Annotated in this window: 24 protein-coding genes, 1 tRNA gene and 1 pseudogene; 14 read left to right on the top strand and 12 right to left on the bottom strand. The window is 60.3% G+C overall.

Features of this window, described 5'->3' with window-relative positions; translation table 11 throughout:
• Nucleotides 1-128 precede the first annotated feature (128 nt).
• From prpC to AC3WQN_RS06790, 3 genes are all read right to left on the bottom strand, one after another.
• Nucleotides 129-1,256: a bifunctional 2-methylcitrate synthase/citrate synthase gene (gene prpC / locus AC3WQN_RS06800; RefSeq protein ID WP_103399906.1), complete on the bottom strand. Its 1,128-nt coding sequence runs from the start codon at nucleotides 1,254-1,256 to the stop codon at nucleotides 129-131.
• 173 nt (nucleotides 1,257-1,429) lie between these two features.
• The gene (gene prpB, locus AC3WQN_RS06795; RefSeq protein WP_103399904.1) at nucleotides 1,430-2,323 is read right to left on the bottom strand and encodes a methylisocitrate lyase; all 894 of its coding nucleotides are present in this window, start codon (nucleotides 2,321-2,323) and stop codon (nucleotides 1,430-1,432) included.
• Nucleotides 2,320-3,039, bottom strand: coding sequence for a GntR family transcriptional regulator (locus tag AC3WQN_RS06790; protein ID WP_172736608.1), 720 nt, complete (start codon nucleotides 3,037-3,039; stop codon nucleotides 2,320-2,322). The genes prpB and AC3WQN_RS06790 overlap by 4 nt, the downstream gene beginning before the upstream one ends.
• Nucleotides 3,040-3,307: 268 nt before the next feature.
• Between AC3WQN_RS06790 and rloA the strand changes: the two genes are divergently transcribed.
• The 4 genes from rloA (at nucleotide 3,308) to pabB (ending at nucleotide 7,858) form a co-directional block, all read left to right on the top strand.
• Nucleotides 3,308-3,844, top strand: a complete 537-nt coding sequence (gene rloA, locus AC3WQN_RS06785) for a retropepsin-like aspartic peptidase RloA (RefSeq protein WP_103399903.1) — start codon at nucleotides 3,308-3,310, stop codon at nucleotides 3,842-3,844.
• A gap of 5 nt (nucleotides 3,845-3,849) precedes the next feature.
• Nucleotides 3,850-5,382, top strand: a complete 1,533-nt coding sequence (gene rloB / locus AC3WQN_RS06780) for an osmotic stress tolerance membrane protein RloB (protein ID WP_095143061.1) — start codon at nucleotides 3,850-3,852, stop codon at nucleotides 5,380-5,382.
• Nucleotides 5,382-6,368 (top strand): alpha-L-glutamate ligase-like protein, encoded by a 987-nt coding sequence (locus AC3WQN_RS06775; protein WP_103399902.1) that lies wholly within the window; start codon nucleotides 5,382-5,384, stop codon nucleotides 6,366-6,368. Before rloB ends, AC3WQN_RS06775 begins: the two co-directional genes overlap by 1 nt.
• Nucleotides 6,369-6,514: 146 nt before the next feature.
• Nucleotides 6,515-7,858 (top strand): aminodeoxychorismate synthase component I, encoded by a 1,344-nt coding sequence (gene pabB / locus AC3WQN_RS06770; protein ID WP_103399901.1) that lies wholly within the window; start codon nucleotides 6,515-6,517, stop codon nucleotides 7,856-7,858.
• Nucleotides 7,859-8,021: 163 nt separating this feature from the next.
• Here the strand turns inward: pabB and thrH are convergent, their stop codons facing one another.
• Nucleotides 8,022-8,639, bottom strand: a complete 618-nt coding sequence (thrH, locus tag AC3WQN_RS06765) for a bifunctional phosphoserine phosphatase/homoserine phosphotransferase ThrH (protein WP_103399900.1) — start codon at nucleotides 8,637-8,639, stop codon at nucleotides 8,022-8,024.
• A 174-nt stretch (nucleotides 8,640-8,813) separates the two neighbouring features.
• On the opposite strand from thrH, the gene AC3WQN_RS06760 reads away from it, so the two are divergent.
• Nucleotides 8,814-9,548, top strand: coding sequence for a phosphoadenylyl-sulfate reductase (locus AC3WQN_RS06760; protein ID WP_103399899.1), 735 nt, complete (start codon nucleotides 8,814-8,816; stop codon nucleotides 9,546-9,548).
• Between the two features lie 252 nt (nucleotides 9,549-9,800).
• On the opposite strand, the gene AC3WQN_RS06755 is transcribed toward AC3WQN_RS06760, so the two are convergent.
• A complete protein-coding gene (locus tag AC3WQN_RS06755) occupies nucleotides 9,801-10,724 on the bottom strand; it encodes a LysR family transcriptional regulator (protein WP_103399945.1) in 924 nt (307 codons plus the stop codon).
• Nucleotides 10,725-10,849: 125 nt separating this feature from the next.
• Between AC3WQN_RS06755 and AC3WQN_RS06750 the strand changes: the two genes are divergently transcribed.
• Nucleotides 10,850-11,596, top strand: coding sequence for a 3-oxoacyl-ACP reductase family protein (locus tag AC3WQN_RS06750; RefSeq protein ID WP_103399898.1), 747 nt, complete (start codon nucleotides 10,850-10,852; stop codon nucleotides 11,594-11,596).
• 81 nt (nucleotides 11,597-11,677) lie between these two features.
• Here the strand turns inward: AC3WQN_RS06750 and AC3WQN_RS06745 are convergent, their stop codons facing one another.
• The 5 genes from AC3WQN_RS06745 to AC3WQN_RS06725 all read right to left on the bottom strand — a co-directional run bounded on the left by AC3WQN_RS06745 (nucleotide 11,678) and on the right by AC3WQN_RS06725 (nucleotide 13,982).
• Nucleotides 11,678-12,370, bottom strand: coding sequence for an HAD-IA family hydrolase (locus AC3WQN_RS06745; protein ID WP_103399897.1), 693 nt, complete (start codon nucleotides 12,368-12,370; stop codon nucleotides 11,678-11,680).
• Nucleotides 12,371-12,441: 71 nt separating this feature from the next.
• Nucleotides 12,442-12,621 carry a hypothetical protein gene (locus AC3WQN_RS06740; RefSeq protein WP_095148054.1) on the bottom strand — a complete coding sequence of 60 codons (180 nt, stop codon included), beginning with the start codon at nucleotides 12,619-12,621 and terminating at the stop codon, nucleotides 12,442-12,444.
• A 23-nt stretch (nucleotides 12,622-12,644) separates the two neighbouring features.
• Nucleotides 12,645-12,998 carry a glycine zipper 2TM domain-containing protein gene (locus AC3WQN_RS06735; RefSeq protein WP_103399896.1) on the bottom strand — a complete coding sequence of 118 codons (354 nt, stop codon included), beginning with the start codon at nucleotides 12,996-12,998 and terminating at the stop codon, nucleotides 12,645-12,647.
• 316 nt (nucleotides 12,999-13,314) lie between these two features.
• Nucleotides 13,315-13,521, bottom strand: coding sequence for a hypothetical protein (locus AC3WQN_RS06730; RefSeq protein ID WP_103399895.1), 207 nt, complete (start codon nucleotides 13,519-13,521; stop codon nucleotides 13,315-13,317).
• Between the two features lie 140 nt (nucleotides 13,522-13,661).
• Nucleotides 13,662-13,982: a YbjQ family protein gene (locus AC3WQN_RS06725; protein WP_103399894.1), complete on the bottom strand. Its 321-nt coding sequence runs from the start codon at nucleotides 13,980-13,982 to the stop codon at nucleotides 13,662-13,664.
• 122 nt (nucleotides 13,983-14,104) lie between these two features.
• Here AC3WQN_RS06725 and AC3WQN_RS06720 point away from each other — a divergent pair, with 122 nt between their 5' ends.
• Nucleotides 14,105-14,299 (top strand): hypothetical protein, encoded by a 195-nt coding sequence (locus AC3WQN_RS06720; protein WP_095143050.1) that lies wholly within the window; start codon nucleotides 14,105-14,107, stop codon nucleotides 14,297-14,299.
• Nucleotides 14,300-14,345: 46 nt separating this feature from the next.
• Here the strand turns inward: AC3WQN_RS06720 and AC3WQN_RS06715 are convergent, their stop codons facing one another.
• Nucleotides 14,346-14,681 carry a hypothetical protein gene (locus tag AC3WQN_RS06715; RefSeq protein ID WP_095143049.1) on the bottom strand — a complete coding sequence of 112 codons (336 nt, stop codon included), beginning with the start codon at nucleotides 14,679-14,681 and terminating at the stop codon, nucleotides 14,346-14,348.
• A gap of 369 nt (nucleotides 14,682-15,050) precedes the next feature.
• Here AC3WQN_RS06715 and osmE point away from each other — a divergent pair, with 369 nt between their 5' ends.
• From osmE to AC3WQN_RS06695, 4 genes and pseudogenes are all read left to right on the top strand, one after another.
• A complete protein-coding gene (gene osmE, locus AC3WQN_RS06710) occupies nucleotides 15,051-15,404 on the top strand; it encodes an osmotically-inducible lipoprotein OsmE (protein ID WP_103399893.1) in 354 nt (117 codons plus the stop codon).
• 159 nt (nucleotides 15,405-15,563) lie between these two features.
• Nucleotides 15,564-15,869: pseudogene (locus AC3WQN_RS06705) on the top strand (PAS domain-containing protein); the annotation flags it as partial.
• A gap of 201 nt (nucleotides 15,870-16,070) precedes the next feature.
• Entirely contained in the window at nucleotides 16,071-17,162 is a 1,092-nt protein-coding gene (locus tag AC3WQN_RS06700; RefSeq protein WP_492589491.1) for a methyl-accepting chemotaxis protein, read from the top strand.
• A 238-nt stretch (nucleotides 17,163-17,400) separates the two neighbouring features.
• Complete coding sequence (locus AC3WQN_RS06695) at nucleotides 17,401-18,498, top strand: RHS repeat-associated core domain-containing protein (protein WP_103399891.1); 1,098 nt, start codon at nucleotides 17,401-17,403, stop codon at nucleotides 18,496-18,498.
• 225 nt (nucleotides 18,499-18,723) lie between these two features.
• Here AC3WQN_RS06695 and AC3WQN_RS06690 read toward each other — a convergent pair.
• Nucleotides 18,724-18,813: transfer RNA gene (locus AC3WQN_RS06690), tRNA-Ser, on the bottom strand.
• A 309-nt stretch (nucleotides 18,814-19,122) separates the two neighbouring features.
• Here AC3WQN_RS06690 and AC3WQN_RS06685 point away from each other — a divergent pair.
• The 3 genes from AC3WQN_RS06685 (at nucleotide 19,123) to AC3WQN_RS06675 (ending at nucleotide 21,843) form a co-directional block, all read left to right on the top strand.
• A complete protein-coding gene (locus tag AC3WQN_RS06685) occupies nucleotides 19,123-19,812 on the top strand; it encodes a crotonase/enoyl-CoA hydratase family protein (RefSeq protein WP_103399890.1) in 690 nt (229 codons plus the stop codon).
• 215 nt (nucleotides 19,813-20,027) lie between these two features.
• Nucleotides 20,028-20,750 (top strand): lysophospholipid acyltransferase family protein, encoded by a 723-nt coding sequence (locus AC3WQN_RS06680; RefSeq protein WP_095143038.1) that lies wholly within the window; start codon nucleotides 20,028-20,030, stop codon nucleotides 20,748-20,750.
• 121 nt (nucleotides 20,751-20,871) lie between these two features.
• Nucleotides 20,872-21,843 (top strand): magnesium and cobalt transport protein CorA, encoded by a 972-nt coding sequence (locus AC3WQN_RS06675; RefSeq protein ID WP_095082590.1) that lies wholly within the window; start codon nucleotides 20,872-20,874, stop codon nucleotides 21,841-21,843.
• The last annotated feature ends 291 nt before the right edge of the window (nucleotides 21,844-22,134 follow it).

The raw sequence follows: 22,134 nt of genomic DNA, 5'->3' as shown, positions 1-22,134 counted from the left end.
GGAGCGGGCTTGCTCGCGAATGCGGTGTATCAGTCGACATTCATCTTGAATGTCAGCCCGTCTTCGCGGGCAAGCCCGCTCCCACAGGGTTTCGGTGAACTTCAATATCAGTGCTTGGCCCTCACCATTCAGCGTTGTTCGATTGGCACGAACTTGCGCTGTTCAACGCCGGTGTACTCGGCGCTCGGACGGATAATGCGGTTGTTGGCACGCTGTTCGAACACATGCGCCGCCCAGCCGGTCAGGCGCGAGCAGACGAAGATCGGCGTGAACAACTTGGTCGGGATGCCCATGAAGTGGTACGCCGAGGCATGGTAGAAGTCGGCGTTCGGGAACAACTTCTTTTGCTCCCACATGGTCTTGTCGATGGCTTCGGAGACCGGGAACAACACCGTGTCGCCCACTTCGTCGGCCAGCTTTTTCGACCAGCCCTTGATCACTTCATTGCGCGGGTCGTTGTCTTTGTAGATCGCGTGACCGAAGCCCATGATCTTGTCCTTGCGCTCCAGCATGCCGAGGGTGCCCTTGATGGCGTCCTCTGGCGACGAGAAACGCTCGATCATTTCCATCGCTGCCTCGTTGGCACCGCCGTGCAGCGGGCCGCGCAGCGAACCGATGGCCGCGGTGATGCAGGAGAACAGGTCGGACAGGGTCGAGGCGCAGACGCGAGCCGTGAAGGTCGACGCGTTGAACTCGTGCTCCGCGTAGAGGATCAGCGACACGTTCATCACCTTGACGTGCAACTCGCTCGGCTTCTTGTCATGCAGCAAGTGCAGGAAATGGCCGCCGATGGACGCTTCGTCGGTCACGCAGTTGATGCGCTTGCCGTCGTGGCTGAAGCGATACCAGTAGCACATGATCGCCGGGAACGCCGCCAGCAGGCGGTCGGTCTTGTCGTGTTGTTCGCTGAAGCTGTGCTCGGGTTCCAGGTTACCCAGGAACGAGCAACCGGTACGCATCACGTCCATCGGGTGGGCGTCGGCCGGAATCCGCTCGAGCACTTCTTTCAGCGCTTGCGGCAGGTCGCGCAGCTTGCTCAGCTTGCTGACGTAGGCCGCCAGTTGGGCTTCAGTCGGCAGATCGCCGTACAGCAGCAGGTAGGCCACTTCTTCAAAGCGTGCCTCAGCCGCCAGTTCGCGCACGTCATAGCCACGATAGGTCAGGCCTGCACCTTCCTGGCCCACGGTGGACAAGGCGGTTTGCCCGGCAACCTGGCCACGCAGCCCGGCGCCACTCAATACTTTTGCTTCGGCCATTGCTCTCTCCAATCTTGAATTTGTTAGGGAATCGGCAAATACATTGGTCGGGATTACCCGACCCTGTAGGAGCGAGCTTGCTCGCGATGGTGGACGGCACACCTCGGTGTATCAGGGGCCCCGCGTTATCGTTGACGTCCATCGCGAGCGAGCACACTCCTACAGGGCTTGATTCAGCTCTTCTTCTGGGCAAACAACGCATCGAGCTTCTGCTCGAAGGTGTGGTAGTCGATGCGATCGTAAAGCTCCATGCGCGTCTGCATGGTGTCGATGACATTCTGTTGCGTACCGTCGCGGCGGATCGCGGTGTAGACGTTTTCCGCGGCCTTGTTCATGGCGCGGAAAGCCGACAGCGGGTACAGCACCAGGGACACGTCGGCGGCCTTGAGCTGCTCGGTGGTGTACAGCGGCGTGGCACCGAATTCGGTGATGTTGGCCAGGATCGGCGCTTTCACGCGGCTGGCGAACAGCTTGTACATCTCAAGCTCGGTGATCGCTTCCGGGAACACCATGTCGGCACCGGCTTCGATGCACGCGGCGGCGCGGTCCAGCGCCGACTCCAGGCCTTCCACCGCCAGGGCGTCGGTACGGGCCATGATCACGAAGCTGTCATCGGTACGCGCGTCGACAGCGGCCTTGATGCGGTCGACCATTTCCTGCTGGGTCACGATTTCCTTGTTCGGGCGGTGACCGCAGCGCTTGGCGCCGACCTGGTCCTCGATGTGAATTGCCGCGGCGCCGAACTTGATCATCGACTTCACGGTACGTGCCACGTTGAAGGCCGAGGAACCGAAACCGGTGTCCACGTCGACCAGCAGCGGCAAGTCGCAGACGTCGGTGATACGGCGCACGTCGGTCAGTACGTCATCCAGGCCGGTAATGCCCAGGTCCGGTACACCGAGGGAACCGGCAGCGACGCCGCCACCGGACAGGTAAATGGCCTTGAAACCGGCGCGCTTGGCCAGCAGCGCGTGGTTGGCGTTGATCGCGCCGACCACTTGCAACGGTTGCTCGCTGGCAACCGCATCACGGAAACGCTGGCCTGGTGTGCTCTTGTTGGAACTCATGACTCACCTCGTGGAGTGACTGTCTGATGGGCGCCGTCCTGATAGTGACGGGCGATGTTGCGTTTTGAAGCGCCGATGTGTCGACGCATCAACAACTCGGCCAGTTCGCCGTCACGGTCGGCGATGGCATCGAGAATCCGGTGGTGCTCGGCAAACGCCTGGCGCGGCCGATTGGGGGTGGCGGAAAACTGGATGCGGTACATGCGCACCAGTTGATACAGCTCGCCGCACAGCATCTGCGTCAACGTGCGGTTGCCACTGCCCTGAATGATTCGATAGTGGAAGTCGAAATCGCCTTCCTGCTGGTAGTAGCCGACGCCTGCCTGGAACGCGGCGTCGCGCTCGTGGGTTTCCAGCACCTGGCGCAGCTCGTCGATTTCTTCGCGGCTCATGCGCTCGGCCGCCAGGCGACAGGCCATGCCTTCGAGGGATTCGCGGATTTCGTAGAGTTCCAGAAGCTCGGCGTGGCTCAGCGATACCACCCTGGCGCCGACATGGGGGACGCGAACCAGCAAGCGCTGGCCTTCCAGGCGGTGGATCGCCTCACGTAGCGGCCCGCGGCTGATGCCATAGGTACGCGCCAGCTCAGGCTCGGAGATTTTGCTGCCCGGGGCGATCTCGCCTTTGACAATGGCCGCCTGGATACGCCGGAAGACGTTCTCGGAAAGGGTTTCCGAATCGTCCGGGGCAATCACCGGGGGATCGAGTTGATCCAGCATATTGTCGACACCTTGCAAGTCAGTGCGACAAAAACTAACCAATATCCCATCACCAGTCAAAGTAATTATTGGGATTGTCGACAATCGTCTAATAAAAGCCGTTGGTAAAACTAAAGTAAAGGACGTCCCCGGCGCTGGCACCAGAAAAACACCGTGCTAGAATGCCGCCCGCATTTGCCTGTCATCTTCTTATGACAGACACCCGAGGGCGCTTGCGCAGTAATGCCAGTCACCTTGAACTGAAGAATGGACAGCAACGCGCCAGATGAGACTCAAGCACCTCCCTATTTTGATCTGTCTGTTCTGCCTGCCGGGCCTCGGCCACGCCGGAGAAAAGACTGTGTACGGCCTGAACGAGTACGCGCAGCTATCAGGCATCGACCTGGAAGTCGCGGCCAAACTCGACACCGGGGCCAAGACCGCCTCCCTCAGCGCCCGTGACATCAAGCGCTTCAAACGCAACGGCGAGTCCTGGGTACGCTTCTACCTGGCCATCGACGCCGCCCACTCGCACCCGATCGAACGCCCGCTGGCACGGGTCAGCAAGATCAAGCGCCGCGCTGGCGACTACGATCCCGAAGAGGGAAAAAAGTACACGGCGCGCCCGGTGATCGAGCTGGATATCTGCATGGGATCGGCTTTGCGCAGCATAGAAGTGAACTTGACCGACCGAAGTGCATTCCAATACCCGCTCTTGATCGGCTCCGAAGCTCTGAAACGCTTTGATGCACTGGTCGACCCTAGCCTTAAATACGCTGCTGGCAAACCCGCCTGCGCCACCGCCGCTCACACCGCAGAGTAATACCCATGCGCGCTCTTACCCTTCATCTGAAAATGCTGATCGCCATCCTGGTGGTGCTGGGCATTTCAGTTACGGCCTATCAGATTTTCGTGCTGGGCATCCCGGTGACCGAAGACGCCACCGACGACCTGTGGAACATCGACGCCAAGGTCGAGTTCGTCGCCAGCGCCAAGGACCCGGTCAAGATCCAGATGTTCGTGCCGCCCCTGAGCCGCGACTACGTCAGCCTCAATGAAAGCTTCATCTCCAACAACTACGGCGTGGCGGTCAACCGTGTCGACGGCAACCGCAAGGTCACCTGGTCGGCTCGCCGCGCCAAGGGCAACCAGACCCTTTATTACCGGCTGGTGCTGACCAAGCGCTACACCGCTGAAAAGCCCAAGATCAAAGGCCCGACCTTCCGCGACAGCATCGCCATCGAAGGTCCTGAAAAAGTCGCCGCCGAAGCCCTGCTCGCGCCGATTCGCCAGCACTCGGCCGACGTCGAGACCTTCATCAGCGAAGCGATCAAGCGGGTCAACAACAGCAACGACGACAACGCCAAGATGCTCTGGGCCGGCGACCCGTCAGCGGCGCACAAGGCGAAGATCGTCGAGCTGCTGCTGTCCATCGCCCACGTCCCGGTGGAAAAGGTCCACACCATTCGCCTGGTGGCCGACCAGCCGCAAACACCGGAGCTGTGGCTGCGCAGCTTCAACGGCACCGACTGGCTGTACTTCAACCCGGAAACCGGCGAACAGGGCCTGCCGACCGACCGCCTGCTGTGGTGGACCGGCGATGACAACCTGATCACCGTCGATGGCGGCAAGAAAGCCACCGTCACCTTCAGCCTGAACAACAGCGAAATGAACGCCATTCGCCTGGCCAAGCTGACCGACGAAAACACCGACGCCAACTTCCTCGAATACTCGCTGTACGGCCTACCCCTGGAAACCCAGCAGACCTTCATGATCATGGTGATGATCCCGATCGGCGTGCTGGTGATCCTGGTGCTGCGCAACCTGATCGGCCTGCAGACCCTCGGCACCTTTACCCCGGTGCTGATTGCCCTGGCCTTCCGCGAAACCCAGCTGGGCTTCGGCATCGTGCTGTTCACGGTGATCACCGCCCTTGGCCTGTCACTGCGCTCCTACCTTGAACACCTGAAGCTGCAGATGCTACCGCGCTTGTCGGTGGTGCTGACCTTCGTGGTGGTGCTGATTGCGGCCATCAGCCTGTTCAGCCACAAGCTGGGCCTGGAGCGCGGGTTGTCGGTGGCCTTGTTCCCGATGGTGATCCTGACCATGACCATCGAACGCCTGTCGATCACCTGGGAAGAGCGCGGCGGTGGCCATGCCATGAAAGTCGCGATCGGCACCCTGTTCGCCGCCTCCCTGGCGCACCTGATCATGAGCGTACCGGAACTGGTGTACTTCGTGTTCACGTTCCCGGCGATCCTGCTGATCCTGGTGGGCTTCATGCTGGCCATGGGTCGTTATCGCGGCTATCGCCTGACCGAGCTCGTGCGCTTCAAAGCCTTCCTCAAGGCTGATTCGTAATGTTCGGTTTCTGGAAGACCTGGAAGGCCCTGGAAGCGCGGGGCATCATGGGCATCAACCGGCGTAACGCCGACTACGTGCTCAAGTACAACAAGCGCAGCCTGTACCCGATCGTCGATGACAAGATCATCACCAAGGAACGGGCGATCCAGGCCGGCATCCACGTGCCCGAACTGTACGGCGTGATCTCCACCGAGAAGGAAATCGAAAAGCTCGACGAGATCATCGGCGAGCGCAGCGATTTCGTAATCAAGCCGGCACAAGGTGCCGGCGGTGACGGCATCCTGGTGATCGCCGATCGCTTCGAGGGGCGCTATCGCACCGTGTCGGGGAAGATCATCAGCCATGAGGAAATCGAGCATCAGATTTCCAGCATCCTGACCGGGCTGTACTCCCTGGGCGGTCACCGCGACCGCGCACTGATCGAGTACCGGGTGATTCCCGACCAGATCTTCAAAAGCATCAGCTATGAAGGCGTGCCGGACATTCGCATCATCGTGCTGATGGGCTACCCGGTCATGGCCATGCTGCGCTTGCCGACTCGCCAGTCCGGCGGCAAGGCCAACCTGCACCAGGGCGCCATCGGCGTCGGTGTCGACCTGGCCACCGGCCTGACGTTGCGCGGCACCTGGCTGAACAACATCATCACCAAGCACCCGGACACCACCAACGCGGTCGACGGCGTGCAACTGCCCTACTGGGACGGTTTCATGAAGCTGGCCGCCGGCTGCCATGAACTGTGCGGCCTGGGCTACATCGGTGTCGACATGGTGCTGGACCAGGAGAAAGGCCCGCTGATTCTCGAGCTCAACGCGCGACCGGGGCTGAACATTCAGATTGCCAACGACTGCGGGCTGACACTGCGCACCCATGCGGTCGAAGCACGCCTGGAAGAACTCAAGGCCAAGGGCATCAGCGAAACCGTGGAGGAGCGCGTGCGCTTTGTCCAGGAGATGTTCGGGCATATTCCGTCGGTCGAGGGCTGACGCCTTGTGATGAGGGGGCTTGCCCCCTCGCCACAGGAGCCCCTCAGACGCCTATCATGTGTCTCTTCCCGACATCCCCCTCTAGAGGCATTTCCTACAGAGGTCTACAATCGCCACCCCGCCTCAATGGCTGATCTACCCCGCCCATGTCGACCTGCTCCGTATACCCGCTGCCCTATCACGCCAACCCCGCCCGGTATTTCGCGGCAATCCGCCATGCCCCGGGCAGTGTGCTGCTCGACAGCGGCCGGCCAAGTGCCGAGCGCGGCCGCTATGACCTGCTCAGTGCCTGGCCACTGGCGACGTTGGCAGTGGCACCGGACGAAAGCGGCAGTGCGTTCCTGCAACGCCTGCGCGACACCCTGACCCGACTGGGTGAAGCCAGCGTGCCTGCGCCTTTTGAATTGCCATTTGCCGGCGGACTGATCGGCTACCTGAGTTACGACTTCGGTCGTCACCTGGAAGCCCTGCCCTCCCGCGCCCTGGATGACCTTCAGTTACCCGATGCACGCTTCGGCCTGTATGACTGGGCCCTGATCAGCGACCACCTGCACGGCACCAGCCAACTGGTGTTTCATCCCAACCTGAGCGAAATCGAGCGCCAGCGCCTGATCGAGCTGTTCAGCCAGAACCCTGAAGCGACCGACGCAGCGTTCAGCCTGGACGGTGCCATGCAGCCCGACCTGAGCGCCGACGACTATCGGCAAGCGTTCGAGCGCATCCAGCACTACATCCAGGCCGGTGACTGCTACCAGGTCAACTTTGCCCAACGTTTCCGCGCGCCCTGCCAAGGCGATGCCTGGGCGGCATATTGCGCCCTGCGGGCAGCCTGCCCGACGCCCTTCTCAGGCTTTCAAAGCCTGCCCGACGGCGGAGCCGTGCTGAGCCTGTCGCCCGAGCGTTTCGTCAAAGTCAGCGCCGGCCATGTGGAAACCCGCCCCATCAAAGGCACCCGCCCACGCGGGCAGGACGCCGCACAAGACGCGGCCAACGCCGCCGAACTGCTGGCCAGCCCCAAGGATCGCGCGGAAAACCTGATGATTGTCGACCTGCTGCGCAACGACCTCGGTCGTACCTGCCGCATCGGCTCGGTGCGCGTCCCGGAACTGTTCAGCCTGGAAAGCTACCCCAATGTCCATCATCTGGTAAGCAGCGTCACCGGCGAACTGGCCGAGCGCAAAGACGCCCTGGACCTGATCGCCGGCAGCTTTCCCGGCGGCTCGATCACCGGCGCACCGAAAATCCGCGCCATGCAGATCATCGACGAACTGGAGCCGACCCGTCGCGGCCTGTACTGCGGCTCGTTGCTGTATCTGGACGTTCGCGGGGAAATGGACAGCTCGATCGCCATCCGCAGCCTGTTGGTCAAGGACGGCCAGGTGTGCTGCTGGGGCGGAGGCGGTATCGTCGCCGACTCGGACTGGCAGGCCGAATATCAGGAATCCATCACCAAGGTGAAGGTGTTGCTCGATACCTTGCAAAGCCTCTGATGCAGGGCTGTTGTGGCGAGGGAGCTTGCTCCCGCTAGGATGCGGAGCGCCCCCAAAACCTGACACCATGAATCTTCAGATAGCACGCGTGTACCGGTTTACGACTGCTGCGCCCGAGCGCGAATCGGCCGACGGGAGCAAGCTCCCTCGCCACAATGTTCACTTACAGGCTCAGTTCACGGTTCGACGCCTTGAGAAACTCCTGCTTGAGCTCGGCAAAGCTGTGCACCGCCGGGAACTGCGGGAATTCGCGAATCACGTTGTCGGGGGCATGGAACAGGATGCCGGCATCCGCTTCACCTAGCATGGTCGTGTCGTTGTACGAGTCGCCGGCCGCGATCACCCGGTAGTAAAGGCTCTTGAATGCCAACACCGACTGGCGCTTGGGGTCTTTCTGGCGCAGTTGGTAACCGGTCACTCGACCGGTCTCATCGGTCACCAGGCGGTGGCACAACAAGGTCGGGAAACCCAGCTGGCGCATCAGCGGTTGGGAAAACTCGTAGAAGGTGTCGGACAGAATCACCACCTGGAAGCGCTCACGCAGCCAGTTGACGAACTCGATGGCGCCATCCAGCGGCTTGAGGGTGCCGATCACTTCCTGGATGTCGGACAGCTTCAGGCCATGCTCGTCGAGAATGCGCAGCCGCTGCTTCATCAGGACATCGTAATCGGGAATATCCCGGGTGGTTGCCCTGAGGGATTCAATCCCGGTTTTGTCGGCAAACGCGATCCAGATTTCCGGGACCAACACACCTTCCAGGTCGAGACAGGCAATTTCCACAACACACTCCCATTTGTACTGATTATTGAGTTGAGCGAGCAAAAGGACTGCCGAACTCTAGCGAGTCGAACCGACGGGCGCAACGCAGACGAGCGCCCCCGTTGACCCGGGTTTTTGCTAACATCGCCATTATAGAGAGCGCTTAGCGCCACCGACCTGTAGGAAACCGCCTTGATGAGCCCATCGTTCGACGTCGCTGAACTCGCCGCGACCTATGCCACCCGATCGCCCCAGGACATTCTCAAACTGGCCTTTGCCGAGTTCGGGGACGACCTGTGGATTTCCTTCAGCGGCGCCGAAGACGTGGTGCTGGTGGACATGGCCTGGAAGCTCAACAAGAACGTCAAGGTCTTCAGCCTCGACACCGGGCGCCTGCACCCGGAAACCTATCGCTTCATCGACCAGGTGCGCGAGCACTACAACATCCAGATCGAACTGGTTTCGCCGGACCACTCCAGGCTGGAACCTTTCGTCAAGGAAAAAGGCCTGTTCAGTTTCTACAAGGACGGTCACAGCGAATGCTGCGGCATCCGCAAGATCGAACCGCTGCGCCGCAAGCTGTCCACCGTTCGCGCCTGGGCCACGGGCCAGCGTCGCGACCAGAGCCCGGGCACCCGCAGCCAGGTCGCGGTGCTGGAAATCGACAGCGCGTTCTCGACACCGGAACGCACCCTGTACAAGTTCAACCCGCTGGCGCAAATGACCAGCGAAGAAGTCTGGGGTTACATCCGCATGCTGGAACTGCCGTACAACAGCCTGCATGAGCGCGGCTTCATCAGCATTGGCTGCGAGCCCTGCACCCGTCCAGTGCTGCCCAACCAGCACGAACGCGAAGGGCGCTGGTGGTGGGAAGAAGCCACCCAAAAAGAGTGCGGCCTGCACGTCGGCAACATCATCAAGAAAGCCTGACGCCTAATGCCAGTCAGTTAAGTAACTCGAGCGACGGAGATCCTGTGGGAGCGGGCTTGCCCGCGAAGAAAACACCGCGGTTTTCCAGGCATTACGCGTTATCGCTCTTCGCGGGCAAGCCCGCTCCCACCGGTCCTGCGGCTTAACTGACTGGCATTAGGCCTGACGCCCCCTTTCCTCCTGCAGAAGCAGGCTCGCCCCCTGGGGGTATGAGCCTGCTCGCGAACGCCTCACCTCGATTTCGAGCCCGACTCACACCGCACTGAAGCGCTGCGCCAGTTGCTGCCCGGCAAATTGCTCGATGATGAAATCCACAAACACCCGGGTCTTGCCCGGCAGTAGCTTGTGTTCGGCGTAATAGATCGAGATGTTGCCGTCATCGACATACCACTCCGGCAACACCCGCTGCAAGGTCCCCGCCTCCAGATACCCCACCGCGAACGGCATGCTCACCAGGGCGATACCCAGGCCCTGGGTCGCCGTGGCGCAGGCCGCTTCCGAGTCACTCATGGTCATCCGCGCCTTGAGCACCAGCGGGCTGTGCTGCTGGCCTTGACGGGTCAGTTGCCAGGAGCGCACGCGACCGGTTTGCGGCGAGCGAATCAGGATGCCGTCGTAGTGCTTGAGATCGTCCGGCTCGGTCACCTCGGGATGGCGCGCCAGGTACTCCCTGGAAGCCACCAGCACGCGATGGGCCGGGGTCAGCTTGCGCGCCACCACCCCTTGGGGCAGCTCAAAGCCACCGCCTATCGCGGCGTCGAACCCTTGTCCGATCAAATCGACCTGGCGATTATCGAAATGCCAATCCGGGTTGATCGCCGGGAAACGCCGCAAGAACTCACCCAGCAACGGCACGATGTACAGGCGCCCGAAGACGGTGCCCATGCTGACTTTGAGGGTCCCGACCGGCTGCCCTTCGGCACTGGCCAGATTGGCCACCGCATTCTGGATCGTCTGCAGACTGGCGCTGACCTCACCAAGAAACAACTGACCGGCCTCCGTCAATGTCAGGCTGCGGGTGCTGCGCTGAAACAGCCGGACGCCCAGGCACGCTTCCAGCTTGGCGACACTTTTACCGACTGCCGCCGGGGTCAGGCTCAAGCGCCGCGCGGCTTCGGCAAAGCTGCCGACCTCGGCGCTGCGCACGAAGCATTCAATGCTGCTAAAGGTTTCCATGGCCACCATTATAAACTTTTGGTTTACACAGACTATCGCAATTACCGCCTACACAGCAGGTAATCGACCCTCGATACTGGGCGCCATCAACCGAGGCAACTCGCCCCGGGACATTGGAGATCGACATGACCACTCAACACCTCAGCGGTAAAGTTGCTCTGATCCAGGGCGGCTCTCGTGGCATCGGTGCCGCCATCGTCAGGCGCCTGGCCGCTGAAGGCGCCGCCGTCGCCTTCACCTACGTCAGCTCCAGCGCCAAGGCCCAAGAGCTGCAGGACAGCATCACCGCCAGCGGCGGCAAAGCACTGGCCATCAAGGCGGACAGCGCCGATGCCGACGCCATCCGCCATGCCGTCAACACCACGGCCGAAACCTTCGGGCGACTGGACATCCTGGTCAATAACGCCGGTGTGCTGGCGATTGCCCCACTGCATGAGTTCAAGCTCGAAGACTTCGACCAGACCCTGGCCATCAACGTGCGCAGCGTGTTCATCGCCACCCAGGAAGCCGCCAGGCACATGACCGAAGGGGGTCGCATCATTAACATCGGCAGCACCAACGCCGACCGCATGCCCTTCGCCGGTGGCGGCCCGTACGCCATGAGCAAAGCCGCACTGGTCGGCCTGACCAAAGGCCTGTCCCGCGACCTGGGCCCACGGGGGATCACCATCAACAATGTGCAGCCCGGCCCGGTCGACACCGACATGAACCCGGCCCATGGCGAATTCGCCGACAGCCTGATCCCGCTGATGGCCGTCGGGCGCTACGGCACCGCCGCCGAGATCGCCAGTTTTGTCGCTTATCTCGTTGGCCCCGAAGCCGGATACATCACCGGTGCCAGCCTGACCATCGACGGTGGCTTTGGCGCCTGACCCACGGCCCCTCCCCCTAAAGCAAAACGCCGGGTCACCTCCATCAGGTCACCCGGCGTTTTGCTGTCGAGGCTTTACCCGTCACACCGGCTCAAGCACCGGCAGGCCATAAGCCTGCGGCTCAAAGGCCTTCAACGAACGCAGGATGCGATCGGCATGGGCGTATTTTTCGTCCGCCATGGCCGCGTCCGGTACCGCAACCGCCGTCATACCTGCGGCTTTCGCCGCCGTGACACCAAAGGGTGAGTCCTCGAAGACCAGGCAGTCTTCAGGCGCCACACCCAGGCGTCGGGCTGCCGTCAGGAAAATATCCGGCGCCGGCTTGGCCGCGCCCACCTCGGGATCATCAGCGGTCACGATGGTGTCGAACAGTGCAAACCAGTCACGGTGCTGCGTGGTTTTCTGCGCGAAGGACTGGCTCGAAGAACTGGTACCCACGGCGATTGGAATGTTGTTGGCCTTCAGGTGCTCCACCAACTCCCGCGCCCCCGGCATCGCTGGCGCACGTGGAAACCGCTCGCGCATCAAGGGCTCGCGGATCACCAGAAACTCTTCGGCGCTGATCGGCAACTCCAGCGCCTGCACCACATAGCGCGCCAGGTCCGCCGCACCACGGCCGATGATGTTTTGCTTGATGCTCCAGTCGAACGTGCGGCCGTAGCGTTGCGCAATGATCTGCGTGACCTCGGTGTAAATGCCCTCGGTGTCGAGCAACAGACCATCCATATCGAATATCACGGCCTTGATCGGGCCCACATCCAGCGGTGCATTCATCGCATCTGATCCGTTATCAACACAACATTCCGGGAACGGCTCAGGTACGGCCATGGTCATGATCACCCCTGTCACCATCGATTAAAGGGTTCAGCAGCATAGCGAGCCTGATTTACATCCAGCAACTGTTTACCGCCCCCGCCCTTCAGATCGTGGTCCAGCAAGTCACGAGCGGTAATCACTGCCATGGCGTGCGGGATGCCTTGTAGGACGTCATAAAAAAACCCGGCATTCGCCGGGTTTTCGTACATCGAGCCGCCAGGATCAGTGATCCTTACTTGGCCATTTTGCTACCCACTGCGCTACCCGCCGCACCGCCGATGCCTGCACCGATGGTGGAGCCGGACTTGCCGCCCAGCTTGTTGCCGATCACCGAACCACCGGCAGCACCAAGACCACCGCCAATGGCGGCTTCGGTACGGCTGCCTTTGCTTGCGCCAGCAGCACCACCGGCCGCGCCCGCAACACCGGCGCCGATCGCCGCGCCAGTGCTACCGCCCAGTTTGTGACCCACTGCGTTACCCAGCGCGCCGCCAAGACCGCCACCCAGTGCTGCGGTGCCGTCACTGGCCATTGCACCTTGAGCGACCAAAAGCCCCATAACCAGAGCAGGCAGAGTTAAACGCATGACATAAACCTCAAACAGTGTACTGAACAGTAAAAAACGGGATGCCTGGAAAGAGGGTTGTTCACTCCGGAACCCGGCCCTCCTTCCTGAGCGCCCAAGTTTGACAGCATTTACGCCAAGAGTTTTATCGCAGGCAAAAAAAAGCCCGCTGGGGAACGGGCTGAGAAGATTGCTTTTAACGGATGACCTGAGCCTACGGATGCGCTTGTGAAAGAAACGTGAAAAAAAACCTCGTCCGACAAACCTGACACAAAGTGTGACAACGCTTGACGTAACGACCTCCACCCACAGAAAACCGCTCTTTGGCTGGGTCTACCTACACTTTAGCGACTGGCTTGCGCACAGGGGCCGCCACCTTGGGCATAAACGGCTTTGCCGTGGCCCTGGTCACTGTCGACAGGCGCGCATTGCCCGGTTCGGCCGGTATTCCAGCAAAACTCGAAACGTAATCCGTCTGCCCGCAGCGCACGCAATTATTGACCGGATACTCCGCGCCATCATCTTCGATGTAAGGATCGCTCATTTCCCTGCTCCTCCAGACAGGTCAATACCGGCAAGCAACTGATTGCCTAGAAAGCACCGACCTTCAAGAAGACTGAGACTAGCCGGTCATTAATGGACTCTTGTTTCAAAACCTTAACACCCGACGAACGGTCAACCCGTCTACTTGAGCCTGACCGCCGTCCCCGTCACAAAGACCATCAACATACTGCCTTTGCCGGAAGGAATGCTGATCTCGTAGTGCACCCCGACCACGGCATCGGCCTGCACGCTCCGCGCGCGCTCCTTGAGCTCTTCCGTTGCCTGGGCTCGCGCATCCTTCAACGCGCGTTCCAGCGTCTGCGAACGTCCACCGAAAAAGTCGCGCATCCCGGCGAATATATCCCGTACGACGTTGATGCCCTGCACGGACTCCGCGCTGACGATGTCCAGGTACGCCGCAATCTGCCGGCCGTCGATGGAGTGGGTCGTGGTGATAATCATGAACTGTCCTTGATGGGCTGGAAATCGGCCGCGAACTGGCCGAAGTCATGGAGACGTACATACTGGAGACTTGAGGCACGAATTGCGCCACCGATTGCGATATCGAGCGTGCAGGGGTCTGTATGACGGTGTTTTTACTGCTGTACCTGTGCACGGACGCATCGCGCACAGATTGCCAGGTGATCCCCCTTGAGCATTGGGCCCAGCCCGATGGCTATGCTCAGTGTGTCGCGGCAGCCAAAAAGCTGACAAAAGACCTCACCGCCAAGAACCGTAAGAGCAATTACTTCGTCTGTGAAACGCAAGAGAACCCTTGACCGGCAGCAAACGTCCTTCACCTTGCCGCCGGGCAAGGCCTGCGAGCTACAGGCAGTCGCGCACCGCCTTTCGCAGCGCATCGGTCTTGGCCCATGGCGGCCCTTGATAGAGCGATACCCGGCTACCGTCCTTGTACTTGACGATGTCCAGGATTTCATCGGCGGTGATGATACTGGGGGCGTTGATCCTGAATCCGTTGGAGATCGAGACCTGGGTGGTCTTCGGAATCTCCCGCTGCCAGAGCGGCAGCACACAAGCGGCGTATTCCTTGGGAGGCTTGGCCGACACCTTGCTGACATTGGGCTCGCCCGGCACCAGGGACGCCGGCAATGAACATCCGGCCAACACCGCGCCTGCAAGCGCCACTGCCCATATCCGCATGATGATTCCTTGTCGTCAAAAGGAGAAATGTAGCTTCACATCGGTCAGACATCCAGCCCCTGCGAACGCTTGAGGCCGTACCCGCCACGCGTGGGTGAATACCGCCCGGGCGCCACTCATCGACCTTGCCGTCTACCTTGGCATTTCGTCGCCTGACCGTTGCTTGAGCAGGGTCCACGGAGCACACTCTGCCCCGCTGATGGAACCAGCCCCCCAAACAGACAGCCCGCCATTGCGCGGGCTTTTTGTTGCCTGCCCTTCCCGCCCCTCGGAGCCCCGAGACGATTTGGCGAACCCCGCCGAACTCGACTTTACTTGAACTGATGCACCCAGGTGTCTCTTCGCGGCACTCACTCCGGGAGCCCGGCCATGAACATACCCCTACTCGCACTGCTCGTCGGATTTTCGACAGTGGCGGGATGCACCTCCTACGCTGAAATCTATCGGGACCAACCACTGTTCGCCAACGTCGAAAACGGCATGAGCAAGGATCAGGTCCAGCAGATCGGCGGCAAGCCCCTGTCCATCAGCGAACGCACCGTCGAGCCTGGCAGTTGCTTTGACTACCTGCTGACCCAGGCGGAACACAAACACACCTACAGCGTCAGTTTTGACAGTTACGGCAAGGTCGACCACACGGGATTCATGACCTGCGCCGAATGGAGTCATGCACAGAAAAAAGCACGGGAGCCCTCCAGTGGCGGTGGAGGTGGCGGATACTAGCGGATAGAGCGCCGCCCCCTTCCGAAACCGTTACCCATGTCATTCAATGACATGGTGAATCTACCTGCCAGGATCCAATCCACGGACAAAAGTAAATACAACTCATTGTTATTTAATGAGTTTTAGAAACATTCGCTCATATTTTCCCGATGTCTGCCGATGTCCTCTGACCGGACACAGGGAGCATCAGGAATGAGAAACAACCAGCCCGTCACCCAACGCGAAATTGCGCTGGCCCCGCAACAGAAGCTCATCTCCACGACCGACGCCCGCGGTGTCATTACCTACTGTAATGACGCCTTCGTCGAAATCAGTGGTTTTGACAGAGCCGATCTGATTGGCGCGCCCCAAAACATCGTCCGCCACCCCGACGTGCCCCCGGCCGTATTCGCCCATATGTGGGGCGCACTCAAGCAAGGGCGTCCGTGGATGGGGATCGTCAAGAACCGCTCCCGAAACGGCGATCACTACTGGGTCAACGCTTACGTCACGCCAATATTCGAAGGCAGCCGGGTGGTGGGCTTTGAATCGGTCAGGGTCAAGCCCACAGCCGATCAGATCCGCCGGGCCGAATCCCTCTATAAACGCATCACCCAGGGCAAACCGGCCATCCCCCGCCAAGACACCTGGCAACCGGTCCTGCTGGACTGCCTGCCGTACCTGGCCATGGGGCTGGCGGGAACCGTGAGCGGATTGTTCCTCAGCGCGCCCGTGGCGATTGCCGTGGCCGCCGGCGTCGCCGTGCCGCTCGGCTTGCTCACCTCACGCTGGCAGAAACAAGGCACCCTGCGCCTGCTGCAAATGGCCGAGCCTTCCACCTCCGACGCACTGATCGCGCAGATGTACAGTGATGAACGCGGACCCCAGGGGCGCCTGGAAGCCGCCTTCGTCAGCCAGGCAGCGCGCCTGAAAACATGCCTCACGCGCCTGCAGGACACCGCCGAGCAACTGAGCGGGCTGGCCGGACAATCCGACGTACTGGCCGCCGACAGCTCAAGAGGCCTTGATCGCCAACGCGTCGAAACCGAGCAAGTGTCCGCCGCCGTCAACCAGATGGCCGCGACCACCCAGGAAGTCGCCAGCCATGTCCAGCGCACAGCGGACGCCACCCAGGAAGCCAACCTGCTGACCGCACGCGGACGCGACGTGGCCCGGGACACCCGCGCGGCCATCGAGCGCCTTTCCACCGTCGTCGGGGAGACTGGGCAAACCGTCGCGCAACTGGCCAGGGACAGCAATGAAATCGGCACCGTCGTCGACGTCATCAAAGGCATCGCCGATCAGACCAACCTGCTGGCCCTCAATGCCGCCATTGAAGCTGCACGCGCCGGCGACATGGGCCGGGGCTTCGCGGTGGTGGCCGACGAGGTTCGCCAGCTGGCGCAGCGCACCTCCCAATCCACGACCCAGATCCATGACCTGATCAGCAAACTCCAGACCTCATCCCACAACGCCGTACAGACCATGGAAAGCGGCCACCGCCAGGCCGAGGAAGGCGTGGCCTGGGTGCTTGAGGCCGACAAGGCCCTGGTGGGCATCAGCGAGGCGGTGGCCAACATCACCGACATGACCACCCAGATCGCCGCCGCCACCGAAGAGCAGACCGCCGTCGCCGAGGAAATCAGCCGCAACATCACCACCATCGCCCACCTGGCCGACCAAACCTCGGAACAGGCCCGCCACTCCGCGGACCTGAGCAAGGAACTGACCCAGACGGCGTCCACCCAGTATTCCCTGGTCGAGCGATTCAATCGATAGAGCGTAACGAGCCCGGCTCGCCCTCCACCGAAAAAAACAAAACCCTTGGCGTGCGCCGAGCACGCCAGGGGTTTTTCGTAACCGATGGCATTCACCTGTAATGGCCTGTTGTATGACCTGGTGTTTGACGCAGATCGAGTGTCGAACAATGTGCCTAGTAGTTCTGCTAGTAGGCAACCTCGACCGCTTGCACCACACTCTTCTTCTGAATTGAAAAGTTCTTCAGTGAGTTCCGAGCATGCAAACGAGTCGCCAAACACTGCTCTGTCGCTACCACTACGATCAGCTGGATCGCCTGATCACGTGCACACCATCCGCACAAATGAGCACCCATCGCTTTTATTTGAAAGCTCGGCTCACCACTGAAGTTCAAAGTACCGTGCAGCACTCGATCATCCAACACGAAGATCAACTGCTGGCGCTACAACTGCGCAAAGCGAACAACGTCGACACCACCTTGCTCGCCACCGATCAACAGCGCTCGGTGTTGAACGCACTCGACGCGTCGCGTCACCCCTTCAATTACACACCTTACGGCCATGGCGCCCCAGAGAACAGCCTGCTCAACTTGCTCGGGTTCAATGGAGAGCGGATAGATCCAGTGACCGGATATTACTTACTGGGCAATGGCTATCGGGCGTTCAACCCTGTGTTGATGCGCTTTAACAGCCCGGATAGCTGGAGTCCGTTTAGGGAAGGGGGGATTAATCCGTATGCGTATTGTGCGGGGGATCCGGTGAATCGGAGTGATCCAACGGGACACTTCATACTCGTCACCGCTTTCGGCAGCATAGTGACAGGACTCACCGGCACAACTGCCATGTTGATGCATATGTACACGCGTGGAGGCAGCCGATTGGGAGCTACACTGGGTGGGGCGGGGGCAGCTGCTGGACTCACAGCTGCGGCTTATGTGGGATCTGCTGCCGCCCCAGCTGTAGCAGCAGCCGGATTCGCAGCTGGATACGCGTCCATAAAAATGGCCAGGAGTGCTTTACGCGCGCACACCGCAATGAAAAAACTGGCTGCTGATACCAAAGCGCTGGACAGTCTTGTCCAGAAAACACTCGGCGTTTCAGGGAAATCCGCTCCGAAACTCGCAGAGCTTTCTGCTCGACAGGTCAAGCCAAATCAAATTATAAAGATAGAAAATCTAGCGCTTGATCCTTCAATACGCGAGTTACTCAACAATGGACCTCAATCCCATGACTTCCTGACTCAGTACCGCGCAGCGAGTGACAAGCAAGCTTTTTTGCAAAATGCACGTTCAGAAAATACAAAGTTTGACTTTTCCCTACTATCGAAAGAAATAAGAGGGATACTGCGCCATGAATAACTAGCGCCACAACGACCCGATCTCTCCTCCAATTCTTAGTAATCATCGGGAGTGGAAACCAAACCACATGGCACTCTAGTTTCAGGCTGACAACCCGTCTTTGTTTTTTGAGGTGCGCTTGGCAAACGCGTCCCCATATCGCTCCCAAACAGTCTTTCTTCAGACACCAGAAACCACAAAACCCCTGGCTTCTCTCGAAACCAGGGGTTTTATGTATGTCGAATTTGGCGGTGAAGGAGAGATTCGAACTCTCGATACAGTTTCCTGTATACACACTTTCCAGGCGTGCTCCTTAAGCCACTCGGACACTTCACCGTATCTCTTCAAACAAGTTCTGTCTGTCGAGGCGCGCTAATGTAGTCGAAAGCTTTTCCGATGGCAAACATTTTTTTCAGAATTTTCATGCGGTTAAGCGATTTGTGGATTCGGGCGGGTTGGCGGGTATGGCAAAGCTGCCATTCTTCGGCCAGGGGAATGCTTCTATATAGAAGGCAACGCGAGGTGGGCGTGGCCCGCGATGCTGGGCGGGGGGCGGATTGGCTGACTGGCCGGTCAGTCACGGCGCTTTACCTGGCCTGCGGCCATGGGTAACGTCTGCCCCACTTCAATACAAGGAATAGCGTCATGAGTGAGTTGATTTCGTACCACCTCGAAGACGGTATCGCGACCCTGACCTTGAGCAATGGCAAGGTCAATGCCATCTCGCCGGACGTGATTGCCGCTTTTAATGCTGCACTGGACCAGGCGGTGACGGATCGCGCAGTGGTGATCATCACCGGTCAGCCGGGCATTCTGTCGGGCGGTTATGACTTGAAGGTGATGACAGCCGGTCCCAAGGACGCGGTGAACCTGGTGACCGCCGGCTCCACCCTGGCCCGTCGCCTGCTGTCCCACCCCTTCCCGGTCATCGTCGCGTGCCCTGGGCATGCGGTGGCCAAGGGTGCGTTCATTCTGCTGTCGGCCGACTACCGTATTGGTGTCGACGGCCCGTTCAGCATTGGCCTGAACGAAGTACAGATCGGCATGACCATGCACCACGCCGGTATCGAGCTGGCCCGTGACCGCCTGCGCAAGTCGGCGTTCCACCGTTCGGTGATCAACGGCGAGATGTTCGATCCGCAAGGCGCGGTGGATGCCGGTTTCCTCGACAAGGTGGTCGCCGCCGAAGAACTGCAAGGCGCCGCGCTGGCTGCCGCGCGTCAGTTGAAGAAGATCAATATGACCGCCCACAAGAACACCAAGCTCAAAGTGCGCAAGGCCCTGCTCGAGGCACTGGACAGCGCCATCATCCAGGATCAGCAACACCTGGGCTAAGTGCTGAAGGTGCAATGCTGAAAAGCCCGACCGTCGCGTCGGGCTTTTTCTTGCTCAAGAGGCACGAAAGCCGGCAAGCGCTCTAGCCCGCCTCTGATAACAGATGTCGGAAACATGCGCTTAAACATCGCCTATCTCCGACTTATAGAGCGGCAATTGCCGAAAACAGTGCACATCCGTACACTGCGCCACCTTTTGCTCCGGTGGGCCTGTAGATGCTGTATCTGATTCGTATGTTGTTGATGGGCCTGCATTTTATGATCGCCGGTGGGCTGGGTGTGATCCTGGGCCTGTGCCGACCGTTCAATCCGGACAACAGCCGCCTGTGCGCCCGCCTCTACGCCTGGCCTGCCATGTGCATCCTGCGTCTGCGGGTCAAGACCGACGTCGAATCGCTGACCCACAAGAAGCAAAGCTGCGTGGTGATCGCCAACCACCAGTCCAACTACGATCTGTTCGTGCTGGGCAACGTCGTACCGCACCGCACCGTGTGCATCGGTAAGAAGAGCCTTAAATGGGTGCCCCTGTTCGGGCAACTGTTCTGGCTGGCCGGCAACGTGCTGATCGACCGTGGCAACGCCCACAAGGCGCGCAAGGCGATGCTCACCACCACCGACACCTTGCAACACAAGGACACCTCGATCTGGGTGTTCCCGGAAGGCACGCGCAACCTGGGCAAGGAACTGCTGCCGTTCAAGAAAGGCGCATTCCAGATGGCCATCGCGGCCGGCGTCCCCATCGTGCAGGTGTGCGTCAGCAACTACATCAACCACATGCGCCTGGATCGCTGGAACAGTGGCCGGATCCTGATCCGTTCGCTGCCGCCGATTCCCACGGCCGGGCTGACGCTCGACGACATGCCCGCGTTGATGGACCAGTGCCGCGAGCAAATGCGCGAGTGCATCGACTCGCTGGACCGGCAACTGCAAGCCGCCTGAGCAGGCACACACCTGCAACAACCCAGGAACCTCTTCGATTTCACTGACTCTCAAGCTTCAGGGCAAGCTAAGCTGCATCTGCTTGTCACTGCCATTGCTCAAGAAGAAGTGAAACGGAACCATGGGTAGAGTCGTTGCGGCTGCGGTCTACAGCGCCGGTAAGAGAGTCACCAATATCACCCTCGATGAAGGCGCCGCCTGGGCCGCCAAACCTGGCCACTTTGTCTGGATCGGCCTCGAAGAGCCGAACGCCCAGGAGCTGGCCAACCTGCAGCGCCAGTTCAACCTGCATGAACTGGCCATTGAGGACGCCCTGGAAAAACACAGCCGACCGAAGCTGGAAACCTTCGGCGATGCACTGTTCATCGTCACCTACTCACCGGTGCGCGAGAACGGCAAGCTGGAGTTTATCGAGACCCACATTTTTGCCGGCAAGGGCTACATCATTACCTGCCGCAATGGTCAGTCGGCCTCCTACGCCCACGTGCGCCAGCGCTGCGAGGCGCGCCCGTTGCTGCTGGAGCACGGCGAGGATTTCGTGCTCTATGCCCTGCTCGACTTTGTGATCGAGAACTACCAGCCCGTGGGCGAAGCGATTCACGGCGAGATCGACGACCTGGAGCGCAATGTACTGTGCAGCGCCATGAGCGAAGTCGACATCCTGAACCTGCATGGCCTGCGCCGCGATGTGTTGCGCTTGCGTCGTTACGCGGCTCCGATGGTGGAGATCAGCGAAGAACTGCAGAAGCTGAGTTTCCCGTTCATCGACAAGAACATGCGGCCGTACTTTCGTGATGTGCAGATCCACGTCACACGGCAGATGGAAGACCTCACCACCCTGCGCGACATCGCCAGCCAGACCATCGAAATCGGTGTGCTGCTGGAGGCCGCGCGACAAAGCGTGGTGCAACGCAAGTTCGCCGCCTGGGCCGCGATCCTCGCATTCCCGACCGCAGTGGCCGGGATCTATGGGATGAACTTCGAGAACATGCCGGAGCTGAAACTGCACTACGGCTACTTCGGGGTGCTGGCGTTCATCACCGTCGGCTGTGTCGGGTTATGGGCCAGCTTCAAGCGCTCGGGGTGGTTGTAACGCGCGCAGCCCGCAAACTGCCTTGATCACATGGCCGGTTCTCGCCACACGAAGGAGCGCCGAACGCAACTCCTGTGGCGAGCGAGCAAGCTCGCTCGCCACAGGGACAGCGTTCACGCTTGATTAAGCGGTTTTACTGCTCATGCGGACTTTGTGGGAGCGGGTATGCCCGCGACGTCGGCGTAACGGCCGCCCTCCGTTCACTGGCAAGCCAGCTTGTATGTTTAGACTTGTAGGGGTGGTGGGACTAAAAGCCAGCATCTGACTCTAGCCAGTACAGACCGTGGGAGA

The organism is Pseudomonas sp. FW300-N1A1, assembly GCF_058789115.1.
This window is presented reverse-complemented; position numbering and strand designations above follow the sequence as displayed.